Consider the following 13,190-nt stretch of genomic DNA (forward strand, 5'->3'; position numbering starts at 1 on the left):
TTGCGAAATTATCATGCTCGAAAAATGGATAAGGAAGCTATTTATCCCTATCAAGCCTGGAAAATAACTGAAGAAGAATTTTTATTAGAAAATAACCATCACAATGAAGCTATATTTGCTCTTGGTAATGGTTACATGGGTCTGAGGGGAACTTTAGAAGAAGATTATCCAGGAAGTGAAGAAAGTACTACTCCAGGTTTTTATATCAATGGAGTTTATGCCTCTGAAAAAATTATTTATGGAGAGGAAGCACCTAACTTACCTAAAAAAGGGCAAACAATGATCAATTTAGCTGATTGGAGTGAAATAAACTTATATATAAATGAAGAAAAGTTAAATTTACTCAAAGGTAAGATTTTAGATTACAAAAGAGAACTTGATCTAAAACAGGGGCTTTTAAGCCGCAGAATACGTTGGGAAGATCGGCAGGGAAGAAAAATTGAAATTAAAATAACCCGTTTAATTTCCTTGAGCAGGGAGCATATAGGAGCAATTAGATATCAGTTTAAGCCAATTAATTTCTCAGGTAAAATCAGCCTTAATTCTGCAATTAATGGAGATGTCAGCAACCATCATCATTTAAGAGATAAAAAGGCATTAGAAGTTATAGAAAGTGAAGTTGATACAAATACCGGTCATCTTTTACATAAAGTAAAGAGCACAAAATTTAAAGTGGCCTATGTAGCAGAGCATTTAATGGATGAACATTCTAAAGAAAACTTCGAAGTAAAAAAAAGATCTTCAGATAATAGAGTGGATTGGGTTTTTGAAATTAGTGCTAATCAGGGTGAAGAATATACAATTGATAAAATTGTAGGGATTAATCACAGTCAGGAAGAAGGAGAAAATCCACTTAGTGATGCCAGAGCTTCAGCGGCTAGAGCATCTATTACTGGTTTCGAAAACCTAGTTGAGGAACAGACAGAGTTTATGTCGGGTTACTGGCAGGATGTAGATGTGAAAATTGATGGTGATGATGCTTTACAGCAGGCTTTTAGATTTAATGCTTTTCATATTTTACAGGCAGCTGGCAAAGATGGTCAGACAAGTGTTGCTGCAAAAGGAATTAGTGGAGAATATTATGAGGGTCATTATTTCTGGGATACAGAAAGTTATGTACTTCCTTTTTATGCGTTTCAGCGTCCAGAAGTAGCAAGAAATTTACTCTTGTTTAGATATAATACTCTTGCTAAAGCGCGGAAAAATGCTGAAAGGATGAAACTTGATGGTGCATTGTTTCCCTGGAGAACAATTAATGGAGAAGAAGCATCTGGGTTTTTTATGGGTTCAACAGTTCAGTACCATATTAATGCTGATATTGCCTATGCCCTCAATCTATATTATCAGGTAAGTCGTGACCAAGAATTTATGGAAAATTACGGGCTTGAAATTTTAATTGAAACAGCAAGAATGTGGATCAGTCTCGGCAGCTATATTCCAATGAAAAATAATAAATTCTGCTTCAATGTTGTTTGTGGGCCAGATGAATATAAGCCCGGGGTTAATAACAATGCCTATACAAATTATATGGCTAAGTTTAACCTTGATACTGCTGTGAAAATGGCAGAAATAATTAAAAATAAATCTCCAGAAAAATATAAAAGATTGGCAGAAAGAATAGATCTTAATCAAAAAGAAATTGAAAATATGAAGGAAGTAAAAGAAGATATTTATCTTCCCTACAATGAAGAATTGGAAATTACTCCTCAAGATGATTCATTTCTTTATAAAAATCCAATAGAAGTTGATAATATTCCAGAAGAAGAATTACCACTAGTTAAGAACTGGCATCCACTTATAGTTTGGCGCTATCAGGTTATTAAACAGGCCGATGTTATTCTTTTGATGCTGCAGCTGGGAAATAAATTTAGTAATGAGCTAAAGATCAGAAATTATGATTATTATGAACCAAAGACTACTCATGATTCTTCTTTATCACCAGCAATTTATAGCATCATTGCCTCAGAAATAGGCTATAAAAACCAGGCATATAATTATTTTATGCAGACTGCCCGTCTTGATCTAGATGATTATAACGAAAATGCATATCAGGGAGTACACACTGCCTGTATGGGCGGAACCTGGCTTTCACTTGTTCAAGGTTTTGCTGGCATGAGAATGTTTAATGGTAAATTATATTTTCATCCACATCTACCTGATGGCTGGAACAATTATCAATTCAGACTCCGATTTAAAGGTAGTCAGATAGAAATAACTGTTAAAGAAAACACGGTTAAGTATATGTTACTCTCAGGCGATAAAGTAGAATTTAAACATTATGATCAGGTAGTTGTTTTAAAAGAAAGTAATTTAAGTCAGGAATTAGAAATATAAAAAAAGCAGGTGTAAAAAATGGATTATAAGAAAAAAATATATATATTGCTTGCTGTGGGCATTTTCTTTTTATCCACCTCAGGTATTTTAATCAAAGTAGCTTCTGCTCCACCGTTGATAACTGCTTTTTATAGGATGTTTTTAACTGTTTTAATTTTAACACCATACTTTGTTATTAAACACAGAAGTGATGCTCGTTATTTTTTAGATTACCGACCAATGTTGGTCGGTTTTCTCTTGGCAGTACATTTTATTTTGTGGATTAGTTCAATTCAATATACAGATATATCTAACTCTGTTATTTTTGTGGCACTGCAGCCCTTATTCACAATAATTTTAGAATACTTTTTTGCCAGAGAAGATTTAAAAGAAGGAGCAATTATTGGTATTGTTATGGCAGTTATTGGGAGTTCTATTATCAGCATTGGCGATTTTTATCAGCTGGGGGATAAATTATTTGGTAATTTCCTAGCTCTTTCAGCAGCTTTATTTGCTTCATCATATCTTTTTATAGGTAGGGGGGTTCGAAAAAAACTCAATTATTTTCCTTATCTATATATTTTATACAGTTATGCTGCCTTATTTTTAGGGGTTGGGGTTTATCTTTTTGATATACCATTTACCGGTTATGGAACAAATAACTATTTAATATTTTTAGCTCTAGCTTTAGGCCCAACTTTAGTTGGCCACTCGATACTTAATCTGGCAGTTCGTTATCTTCCAACCTCAATTGTTTCATTATCTATACTTGGAGAGCCAATCTTAACAACCTTTCTGGCCTGGCTTTTATTGAATGAGCAGGTCCGAATCACAACAATGTTTGGTGGTGGTTTTATTTTGGGAGGAATTTATTTAGCATCCGTTTATAATAATCATCAAAATAAAAAAAAGAATAAATTAAAGCAGGCTCAAAGCTAATTTATTTATCATAGGTCTGGACATTTGCAGCCATAAAGTATAAAATATTAATTGAAAGCTTTTATTTTATTTTAGGAGGGGTAAGTTTTGTTAAAAGAAGTTGCTAAGATAGTAAGAGGTTTATCTGCAGATATTGTAGAAAAGGCAAATTCAGGACATCCAGGGATGCCGATTGGCTGTGCTGATATTGGTGCATTATTATTTGGAGAGGTAATGAATATTGATGCTTCAAAATCAGACTGGCCTGATAGAGATCGTTTTGTACTCTCAGCCGGACATGGTTCAGCATTTTTATATTCATTTTTGCACCTTAACGGTTATGATATTTCAATGGATGATTTAAAAGAATTTAGACAGCTTCATTCTAAGACACCAGGCCATCCAGAGTACGCAGAAACTGATGGAGTAGAAACTACAACTGGACCATTAGGTCAGGGTTTTGCAAATGCAGTTGGTATGTCCTTAGCAGAAAAAATGTTAGCTGCTAAATATAATACTGAAAAGCATAATATTGTTGATCATTATACCTATACAATTATGGGTGATGGCTGTATGATGGAGGGTATTACTTCTGAGGCCGCATCACTTGCAGGACATTTAGGACTAGATAAGTTAATTGCTATTTATGATGATAATGATATTTCAATTGCTGGAAACACAACCTTAGCTTTTACAGAATCTGTAGCTGATCGTTTTAAAGCTTTTGGCTGGCAGGTAATAGAAAATATTGATGGTCATGATATTGAGCAGCTAAGAGATGCAATTAATCAGGCCAAATCAGATAAAGATAGACCGACAGTAATTATGGCTAAAACCCATATTGCTTTAGGAGCACCTACAAAGCAGGATACAAGCGATGCTCATGGGGCACCATTAGGCGAAGAAGAAATTAAAGGTTTAAAAGAAAAATTTGATTTACCGGTAGATAAGAAATTTTATATTTCAGATGAAGTAAAGGAATTTTTCCGTGCTCATGCTGCAAAGATGCAGGATCAAAGATTGGCCTGGGAAAAAGAATTTGCTGAGTGGGCTAAAGAAAATCCTAAGCTCAAAAAAGAATGGGATCAGGCAATGGAACTTAAACTGCCTGTAGATTTAAAAGAAGAAATAATGGATTTAGAAATAGAGGCTCCAATAGCAACTAGAAAATCAGCAGGAGCAGCTTTATCTAAAGCATTTGAAATTATTCCTTATTTAGTAGGTGGCTCAGCTGACCTGGCACCTTCTACTAAAACTTATAATGCTGAATATGGAGAAGTGCAAAAAGGTAGCTACAGCGGCAGAAACTTCCGTTTTGGAGTTAGAGAACATGCAATGGGAGCGATTACCAATGGTTTAGCCTTACATGCTGGTTTGCGCCCGTTTGCAGCGACTTTCCTTGTTTTCTCTGATTATATGCGACCTTCAATTAGACTGGCTGCTTTAATGAAACAGCCTGTGATTTATGTCTTTACCCATGATTCTGTTTTTGTTGGAGAAGATGGACCTACTCATCAGCCAATAGAACATGTGGAAGCATTAAGAATTATTCCAGGACTTAAAGTTTTAAGACCAGGAGATGAAGAAGAAGCAAAAGCTGCCTGGGTTGAAGCATTAGAAACAAAAGATCAGCCAACAGCTTTAATTTTAACCAGACAGAATCTAAATCATATTGAAAAATATCAGGGTCTTGATAACTATAATAATGGTGGCTATTTTGTTAGTGACCCTCAAGATGCAGATACAATTATCTTTGCCAGCGGTAGTGAGGTTAACTTAGCTGAAGCAAGTGCTAAACTTTTAGCAGATAAGGGGATCAAAGCAGCTGTTATGTCAGTACCAGAGAGACAGAAGTTAGAAAAATATGCTGCCGAACATCCATTACCTGAAGCAAAATTAAAAGTAGCTATCGAAGCCGGAGTAACAGGTGGCTGGTATAAGTTAGTCGGTAGTGATGGTTTAGTAATTGGTCTGGACCGCTTTGGTTTAAGTGGAAAAGGTCAGGAAGTTGGAGAAGAACTAGGCTTTAAAGCTGAAAAAGTAACTGCAGAGATTGAAAAAGCTTTAAATAACTAAAAAAGTTATAGGTTTAAAAAATTATAACTACTAATAGAATAAATATAAGGATATTGAGAAATGCTAAAATCCGTCCACTTAAAATCACTATAGGTGATTAAGGGACGGATTTTTATGTGAATCTTTATCTGTTTTCATGATTTTTTAAAAGCCAGCTATTTATTTTAATGATAGAAGTTTTAGTCTGCTAGCAAACCTCATGGGCTTGCCTCGAGGAGAGCAATAGCTTCTATTATAAAATGAAATACCAGTTTATCAGTGCAATCAATGCTCCCAGTAAAACACCGGCAAAGACTTCGAAAGGAGTATGACCGATTAATTCCTTTAAATCTTCTTTGATTAACTGTTTATCATTAGCAAAACTTTTATCTTCAAGATGTTTAATTATATTATTTAAAACATTTGCCTGTAGTCCAACAGCTCTTCTTACACCACTAGCATCATAAGTAACAATTAGAGCAAATACGGTGACAATAGCAAAGAGGTCAGAGCCAAATCCATATTTTAAACCAACTGTAATTGCTAGAGATGAAACAAATGAAGAATGAGAACTAGGCATTCCACCTGAGGTAAAAAAAGTATAGAAATTAATTGGACTAATAAAAAATATTTTTAAAAACTGGGCAGTAAAGAGTGAAAACAGTGATATCTGCAGTAACGACATATAATCTCCCCCAAAATAATCAGTATATTAATTTTGTTCTTTTCTTTTATTTTGTGTATAATAATAATAGTGCTATATTACATTTTAACTTATTTATACTCTAGATTGCAAATAAGAATTGGAGGAGAAAATGGATCTTTTTGAATATATAAATTCTTTATCACTTTTTGGAAGCAAATCCGGCTACAACCCGGGTTTAGATCGAATAAAAAGATTACTTCATTATTTAGGTAATCCACACCAGGATTTAAATGTGATTCACCTTGCGGGTACTAACGGAAAAGGATCAACTGCTGCAATTTTAGAGAGAATTTATAGAGAGGCTGGATTTAAAACAGCACTTTACAGTTCACCTCATTACTTTCATTTTAATGAGAGAATAAAAATTAATGGTAGAGCCTGCTCAACCTATGAATTAACTGAAATTATGGATGAAGTGAGAAATGCTGCAGCTAAATTAAAATCTGAAAATAATTTAGAGCCGAGTTTTTTTGAAATTGTAACAGCAGCAGCCTTTAAATATTTTAAACAGCATGAGCCCGAAATAGTTATTTTAGAAACCGGGCTTGGTGGTAGGCTTGATGCTACCAATGTCATTAAAAAGCCGCTTCTTTCGATTATTACTAATATAAGTTTAGAACACCGAAAAATTTTAGGTGATAATGCTGCTCAAATTGCTGCAGAAAAAGCTGGAATAATTAAAGAAAATTCTAAAGTGATTACTGCAGTAAAACAAGCTGAAGCTTTGAAAGTAATTAAAAATAAGACTTTAGAAAAGAACTCTAAATTCATTGATTTAAAAAACGAATATGAGTTTATAAAAAGCTGTGGTACTTTAAAAGAAAATATTATTAGTTTAAAACGGAGTGGAGAAGAAGTCGAAAATTATAGGCTTTCACTTTTAGGAGAACATCAAGCTGAAAATACAGCTTTAGCTTTAAGAGCGATAGAAGAATTAAATCAAGATTTTTCTGTTAATAACAAGGATATAAAAACTGCTCTAAAAAATATTTATTGGCCTGGAAGAATGGAAAAAATATCTGAAAAACCACTTGTTATTTTAGATGCTGCTCATAACCAGGCAGCTTTTAAGGAACTAGCTAAAAATATTACTAACTCCAGTTCTGAATTCAAAAACTTACATTTAATTTTTTCCATTTTAAGGGATAAAGATTTAGAATCTATTTTAGGAGAAATTTTAAAATTAAAGCAGCAGCCAAAATTCTATTTGGCAGAAAATACTTCATTTCGGTCAATCAAAATCAAAGACTTAGAAAGAAAAATTAAATCTAGAAATTTTCAATATGAAGTTTTTAATAATTTAGCCGCAGCCAGCAGCAGGGCACTAAAAAATGCTGATAAAGATGATTTAATAGTTGCAGCTGGCTCTTTTAATACAACTTTTGAAGCTGGAATTGAAATAATGACAAAAAAATTAGAGGTGGAAAATAATTATGAATAAAAATGAAAATGGATTTTCTTTAATTATAGTTGTTATTTTTATGTCAATAGCAGCTTTATTTGTGGGCTATTTAATGGGTAGTTGGTTGATTTCTTTCTTAGTTGAAGATGATACAGAAATTGCCGAAGAACAGATGAATACATCTAATGTGAATCAGCAGTTGGCTTCCGAAAACAAAAGTCAGCCGGAAGAAGTAAATAATCAAAAAAATAACTTAACTGCTCCTAGCAGTGGTCAAGAAAATAATGTTTCATCAACTGAAAATACCGATGATTCAAGAATAAATGGTGATCAAAATAATCAAGTTCAAAATGACCAGGTAGAAACAGAAACTAATAATTCTTCAGAAAGGGGTGAATCTCAAGCTGGATTTGCTGTTCAAATAGGTGCTTTTTCAAATTATAATAATGCCTTAACAGTAAAAAATGAAGTAGAAACATTAGGCTATGATCTTTTTATTACTGATACAACGCCTCATCAAGTTCAGGTTGTTGGATATTCGACTAGGAATCAGGCAGAAGCAGTACTTGAAGAATTGAAATCTAAAGGATATAATGGATTCATAGTAGTTCGTGAATAAAATCTTTTTCTATTTTACTGTTGTTCTTATTTAACAATTAGTATATAATAATTATGGTTTGCATTCTAAAATGAAAATTTATAACAAAATTTTATTTTAAATTTTTCTTAGAAATAACATATAAGGGGTGAAATTTTATAGTGAAAGCTTTGACTTTTAAACAGGGTATACATCCTGCGTATAATAAAGACTTAACAAAGGATAAACCCTTAAAAAATGCTAAAAGACCTGAAGAAGTTATAATACCAATAAAACAACATATTGGTGCACCTTTAAAGGCGCTTGTTAAAAAAGGTGATCAGGTTGATCTTGGACAAAAAATTGCTGATGGTGATAGTTTTGTTTGTGCTCCAATTCATGCTTCAGTTTCTGGAACTGTAAAGGAAATCAAAAAAGTAACTGATCCAGGTGGAAATATTGTTGATGCTGTAGTAATTGAATCCGCAGCAGAAGATACTCTTAATTCTGGTTTAGAAAGACATGATAATTTAGATAATCTTAATGCGGATGATATCAGAAATATTATTAGAGAAGCAGGTATTGTTGGGATGGGTGGAGCTATGTTTCCAACTCATGTTAAGGTATCTACTCCAGATGATAAAAATGTAGATTATGTAATTTTAAATGGTGCAGAATGTGAACCATATTTAACTGTTGATCATCGGGTAATGGTTGAAAGACCCGAAAGTATTATTTTTGGTTTAAAAGCCTTAATGAAAGCATCGGGTGCTCCAAAAGGTATCATTGGTATTGAAGAAAATAAGCCTGAGGCTATAGAAAGTATGAAAGATGCTTCAAAAAATGATACTAATATTGAAGTTCAGGCTTTAGAAACTAAGTACCCACAGGGTGGAGAAAAAATGCTGATTGATGCTCTAATTAGTAGAGAAGTTCCTGCTGGAGGTTTACCACTGGATGTAGGAGTTGTTGTTAACAATACTTCTACAGCAGCAGCAGTTGCAGATGCAATTAGAGATGGAAAACCCTTTTATGAAAGGTCGATTACAATTACAGGTAGAGGAATTAATTCTCCTCAGAATTTGATTTACCGGATTGGTACTACTATTGGTGATCTGATTGAAGAAGCTGGTGGGCTTAAGGAAAATGCAGCTAAAGTTATTACAGGTGGACCAATGATGGGAGCTGCTCAAAAACAGCTCAATATTCCAGCAGTTAAAGGTACTTCCGGAATTTTAGTTTTAGTTGAAGACGAGGTCGAAGAGTTTGAACCGTCTCCCTGTATTAATTGTGCAAAATGTGTTGATGCATGTCCAATGTTTTTAATGCCTACACAGTTAGTTGATTATGCAAAAAATGAAATGGTAGAAAAATTAGAAGAATGGCAGGTATTAAGCTGCATTGAATGTGGTTCATGTTCTTATGTTTGTCCGGCTAAAATACCTCTGGTACATCATCTGCGTCTTGGTAAGGCACAGGTAATGGCGAAAAAAAGAGAAGAGAATTAAGGAGGATAATCAATAATGAATAACGAATTAATTGTAACATCCTCACCACACGTCAGAGCCCAGGATTCTGTAAAAAAAATAATGTGGTCAGTTGTTCTTGCCCTGCTGCCAGCAGTATTTGCTGCAGTATATTTCTTTAAAGCAAGAGCAATATCTGTAGTTCTGACAGCTGTAGTTGGTGCGGTTTTAACAGAATATATATTTCAAAAAATTAGAAACAAGAAAATTACGATTGAAGACGGAAGTGCTGTTGTAACAGGTTTGCTTTTAGCACTTACACTTCCACCATCTATTCCGCTCTGGACAGCATTTTTTGGTTCAGTAGTAGCGATTGGACTTGGTAAACAGGTATTTGGAGGTATTGGTCAAAATCCATTTAATCCAGCTCTGGTTGGTAGAGCTTTTTTAACAGCTGCTTATCCTGTTTTAATGACTACCTGGACTGTAGATGGAGTTTCTACTGCTACCCCATTAAGTAAGATGAAAATGGATGGTGTTGCAACTGATACCTGGAATCTTTTCGTAGGTCAAATTGGTGGTTCACTGGGAGAGACTTCAGCTTTAGCACTTTTATTAGGTTTTGCTTATCTATTATATAAAGGTTATGTTAACTGGAGAATCCCAATGGCTATGCTTGGCTCAGTATTTATTGGGACTTTTGTCTTTGGTGCAGATCCAATTTTCCATCTTTTTGGTGGTGGACTTATGATCGGTGCACTATATATGGCTACTGACATGGTTTCTAGTCCTACCACAAAATTAGGACGCTGGATTTTTGGAATTGGGGCTGGACTGCTTGTAGTTGTAATCAGACTCTGGGGTGGATATCCAGAAGGTGTAATGTACAGTATTTTATTAATGAACACTGCTGTGCCACTAATCGATCGTTACACAAGACCTCGCAGTTTGGGAGAGGTGAAATAAATGGAAAAGAACAGCAAAAGAAATTTAATTATTACTCTAGCTACAATTGGAATAATTTCTGCTTTAGTTTTAACCTTTGTTTATGAGTGGACAACACCATATATTGAGGCTAATCAGGCTAAGGCACAAAAACAGGCAATTAACGAAGTTTTACCAAATGTAGAAGAAGTAGAGGAAGTAGAAAAAAATGGCAATATTTTCTATGAGGGATATGACGCAAATGGAAACCAAATCGGTGTAGCTTTTCAAAACAGTGGTGGAGGCTATAATGGAATGATTGAGGTTATGATTGGTGTTGATCTTAAAGATAATAAAATATATAAAATTAGCGTTTTAAACCATCAAGAAACTCCTGGTTTAGGTGCTCGGATTACCGAGCCAGAATTCAAATCTAATTTTGAAAACAAAAATTTTGGAGATTATCAAGTTGTAAAAACTCCTCCTAAAAAAGAAACAGAAGTTCAGGCTATTGCAGGAGCAACGATTTCTTCAGATAGTATGACTGAAATAATTGAAGAAGGATTAGATATAGTGACTTCAGCTTATGGAGGTGGAAATTAATGTCTATAGATTTCAAAGAATTAATTAAAGATTTTACAAATGGACTCTGGGCAGAAAACCCAATTATACGTTTGGTAATTGGTATGTGTCCAACTCTTGCGGTAACAAACACAGCTTCAAATGGTTTGGCAATGGGTTTAGCAACATCATTTGTTTTAATTATGTCCGAAATAGTAATTTCAATTATTAAAAAGCTAATTCCAGCAAATGTAAGGATTCCAAGTTACATATTAATTATTGCAACTTTCGTTACTTTTACAGATTATTTTTTAAAGGCATTTTTCCCTGGTATTGCAGCTTCATTGAGTATTTTTATTCCATTGATTGTAGTAAACTGTTTAATACTAGGACGTCAAGAAGCATTTGCCTCTAAAAATCCTACTCACAGAGCAATTGCCGATGGTCTTGGCATGGGTATCGGATTTACCTGGGTTTTAACTTTACTCGGTATGATTAGAGAATTATTTGGTATGGGTTCAATGTTCGGATTTCAATTATTAGGCGAATGGTATCGTCCAATGGTTATTATGGTACTGCCTGCTGGAGCTTTTATTACTTTAGGTATTCTGGTTGGTATCATGAATCAAATCAGCAGGGAGGGTAAATAATGGAAGAATTCAATCAGATATTATTATTATTTATTAGTACTGTTTTAATAAATAACTTTGTATTAATTAGATTTTTAGGTATTTGTCCTTTTTTAGGAGTTTCTAAACAAGTTGAAACAGCTTTCAGTATGGGGCTTGCTACGACCTTTGTTATGACTCTTACTGCAGCAGCAACCTGGCTGATTAACACCTTTATTTTAGAGGCTCTAAACTTACCATTTTTGCAGTATGTATCTTTTATTATTGTAATTGCATCTCTGGTACAGTTTGTAGAAATGTTTATTAAAAAAACAAGTCCGGTTTTATATAAAGCATTAGGTATCTTCCTCCCCTTAATTACAACAAACTGTGCTATTATGGGTTTAGCTTTATTAATTCCCCTTAATGGATACAGTTTTATTGCCAGTGTAGTTTTTGGTTTTGGTGCGGGAGTTGGTTTTACTTTAGCAATTGTTTTAATAGCAGGTCTGAGAGAAAAATTAGAATTTGGCGATGTGCCGGAAGTACTAAAAGGTGTGCCAGTTACCCTGATTGTTGCAGGTATCATGGCAATGGCTTTTATGGGCTTTTCCGGTCTCATCTCAATGTAGTGGAGGTGGCAGTAAATTAAATGAATCCAACATATTTATATTCTTTGATTAGTATGGGGGGGATTGCGGCATTATTAGCTGCAATTTTAGGTTTTGCCTCAGAACACTTTAAAGTAGAACAGGATCCAAGAGTTGGTAAGGTGGATGATGCTCTACCAGGAGCCAATTGTGGTGCCTGTGGTTATGCAGGTTGTAGTGCTTTTGCAGAAGCAGTTGTTAGAGGAGAAGCACCTGTTGGTGGTTGTCCTGTAGGTGGAGACAAAGTAGCATCTGATATTGCTGATATTATGGGTGCTGATTCAGATAGTGCAGATAAAGTTGTTGCCGAGTTATTATGTGGTGGTGGAATTAAAGAAACTACTAAATCCGGTAAATACAAGGGTATTCAAACTTGTAAAGCAGCACATTCTGTTAATGGTGGAGAAAAGGAGTGTCAGTACAGCTGTCTTGGTTTTGGTGATTGTGAGGCAATTTGTCCTTTTGATGCTATAGAAATGAGTGAAAATGGATTACCTCAAATTAATCCCGAAAAATGTACAGGCTGTGGTAAATGTATAGAAGAATGTCCACGAAATATTCTTTTACTGGCACCTTTGTCAGCAGAGACACATATTAGATGTTCATCTCACAATACTGGTAAAATTGTTCGAAAATCGTGTGAGGTTGGCTGTATAGCTTGTGGTCTTTGTGCAAAAACCTGTCCAGTAGATGCGATCGAAATCAAAGATAATTTAGCTATTATTGATTATGAAAAATGTGTTAATTGTGGTAAATGTGCAGAAGTATGTCCGACTGGAACAATAGAATTTGAAGCAAAAGTTATTGAAAAAGTAGAAATCAATGATAATTGTGTGGGCTGTACTCTTTGTGCAAAAGCTTGTCCGGTTGATGCAATAGAAGGAGAAGTTAAAAAACTGCATGAAATTGATCAGGAAAAATGTATACAGTGCGGTCTCTGTTTTGAAGCGTGTAATGTAAATGCAGTTGACATTTTCTATAAAGATGAAGACTAAAATCAAAAGTTTTTT

At 34.3% G+C, this 13,190-nt stretch carries 12 protein-coding genes; 11 read left to right on the forward strand and 1 reads right to left on the reverse strand.

Annotated features, from left to right (window positions below):
• The 3 genes from HSACCH_RS03220 (at position 1) to tkt (ending at position 5,307) form a co-directional block, all read left to right on the forward strand.
• Positions 1–2,334: a glycoside hydrolase family 65 protein gene (locus HSACCH_RS03220; protein WP_005487800.1), complete on the forward strand. Its 2,334-nt coding sequence runs from the start codon at positions 1–3 to the stop codon at positions 2,332–2,334.
• Between the two features lie 18 nt (positions 2,335–2,352).
• Positions 2,353–3,252 (forward strand): DMT family transporter, encoded by a 900-nt coding sequence (locus HSACCH_RS03225; RefSeq protein WP_005487801.1) that lies wholly within the window; start codon positions 2,353–2,355, stop codon positions 3,250–3,252.
• Positions 3,253–3,339: 87 nt separating this feature from the next.
• Positions 3,340–5,307 carry a transketolase gene (tkt, locus tag HSACCH_RS03230; protein ID WP_005487802.1) on the forward strand — a complete coding sequence of 656 codons (1,968 nt, stop codon included), beginning with the start codon at positions 3,340–3,342 and terminating at the stop codon, positions 5,305–5,307.
• Positions 5,308–5,539: 232 nt separating this feature from the next.
• On the opposite strand, the gene HSACCH_RS03235 is transcribed toward tkt, so the two are convergent.
• The gene (locus HSACCH_RS03235; RefSeq protein WP_005487803.1) at positions 5,540–5,971 is read right to left on the reverse strand and encodes a divergent PAP2 family protein; all 432 of its coding nucleotides are present in this window, start codon (positions 5,969–5,971) and stop codon (positions 5,540–5,542) included.
• A 130-nt stretch (positions 5,972–6,101) separates the two neighbouring features.
• Between HSACCH_RS03235 and HSACCH_RS03240 the strand changes: the two genes are divergently transcribed.
• The 8 genes from HSACCH_RS03240 to HSACCH_RS03275 all read left to right on the forward strand — a co-directional run bounded on the left by HSACCH_RS03240 (position 6,102) and on the right by HSACCH_RS03275 (position 13,175).
• Complete coding sequence (locus tag HSACCH_RS03240) at positions 6,102–7,433, forward strand: bifunctional folylpolyglutamate synthase/dihydrofolate synthase (RefSeq protein WP_005487805.1); 1,332 nt, start codon at positions 6,102–6,104, stop codon at positions 7,431–7,433.
• The gene (locus HSACCH_RS03245; protein WP_005487807.1) at positions 7,426–8,013 is read left to right on the forward strand and encodes an SPOR domain-containing protein; all 588 of its coding nucleotides are present in this window, start codon (positions 7,426–7,428) and stop codon (positions 8,011–8,013) included. The genes HSACCH_RS03240 and HSACCH_RS03245 overlap by 8 nt, the downstream gene beginning before the upstream one ends.
• A gap of 140 nt (positions 8,014–8,153) precedes the next feature.
• Positions 8,154–9,479, forward strand: a complete 1,326-nt coding sequence (gene rsxC, locus HSACCH_RS03250; RefSeq protein WP_005487809.1) for an electron transport complex subunit RsxC — start codon at positions 8,154–8,156, stop codon at positions 9,477–9,479.
• A 15-nt stretch (positions 9,480–9,494) separates the two neighbouring features.
• Entirely contained in the window at positions 9,495–10,403 is a 909-nt protein-coding gene (locus HSACCH_RS03255; RefSeq protein ID WP_005487811.1) for an RnfABCDGE type electron transport complex subunit D, read from the forward strand.
• Positions 10,404–10,964, forward strand: a complete 561-nt coding sequence (locus HSACCH_RS03260; protein ID WP_005487812.1) for an RnfABCDGE type electron transport complex subunit G — start codon at positions 10,404–10,406, stop codon at positions 10,962–10,964.
• Positions 10,964–11,572 (forward strand): electron transport complex subunit RsxE, encoded by a 609-nt coding sequence (gene rsxE, locus HSACCH_RS03265; RefSeq protein ID WP_005487813.1) that lies wholly within the window; start codon positions 10,964–10,966, stop codon positions 11,570–11,572. The genes HSACCH_RS03260 and rsxE overlap by 1 nt, the downstream gene beginning before the upstream one ends.
• Complete coding sequence (gene rsxA, locus HSACCH_RS03270; protein ID WP_005487814.1) at positions 11,572–12,162, forward strand: electron transport complex subunit RsxA; 591 nt, start codon at positions 11,572–11,574, stop codon at positions 12,160–12,162. Before rsxE ends, rsxA begins: the two co-directional genes overlap by 1 nt.
• A gap of 20 nt (positions 12,163–12,182) precedes the next feature.
• Complete coding sequence (locus HSACCH_RS03275) at positions 12,183–13,175, forward strand: RnfABCDGE type electron transport complex subunit B (RefSeq protein ID WP_005487816.1); 993 nt, start codon at positions 12,183–12,185, stop codon at positions 13,173–13,175.
• Positions 13,176–13,190: the final 15 nt, after the last annotated feature.

Source organism: Halanaerobium saccharolyticum subsp. saccharolyticum DSM 6643 (genome assembly GCF_000350165.1).
In the GTDB taxonomy this organism is placed as follows: Bacteria; Bacillota; Halanaerobiia; order Halanaerobiales; family Halanaerobiaceae; genus Halanaerobium; species Halanaerobium saccharolyticum.

Coding starts and splice junctions, on each gene's coding strand:
- HSACCH_RS03225 (WP_005487801.1), top strand. CDS start 2,353: ATGGATTATAAGAAAAAAATATATATATTGCTTGCTGTGGGCATTTTC.
- HSACCH_RS03235 (WP_005487803.1), bottom strand. CDS start 5,971: ATGTCGTTACTGCAGATATCACTGTTTTCACTCTTTACTGCCCAGTTT.
- HSACCH_RS03240 (WP_005487805.1), top strand. CDS start 6,102: ATGGATCTTTTTGAATATATAAATTCTTTATCACTTTTTGGAAGCAAA.
- HSACCH_RS03245 (WP_005487807.1), top strand. CDS start 7,426: ATGAATAAAAATGAAAATGGATTTTCTTTAATTATAGTTGTTATTTTT.
- HSACCH_RS03255 (WP_005487811.1), top strand. CDS start 9,495: ATGAATAACGAATTAATTGTAACATCCTCACCACACGTCAGAGCCCAG.
- HSACCH_RS03260 (WP_005487812.1), top strand. CDS start 10,404: ATGGAAAAGAACAGCAAAAGAAATTTAATTATTACTCTAGCTACAATT.
- rsxE (WP_005487813.1), top strand. CDS start 10,964: ATGTCTATAGATTTCAAAGAATTAATTAAAGATTTTACAAATGGACTC.
- rsxA (WP_005487814.1), top strand. CDS start 11,572: ATGGAAGAATTCAATCAGATATTATTATTATTTATTAGTACTGTTTTA.
- HSACCH_RS03275 (WP_005487816.1), top strand. CDS start 12,183: ATGAATCCAACATATTTATATTCTTTGATTAGTATGGGGGGGATTGCG.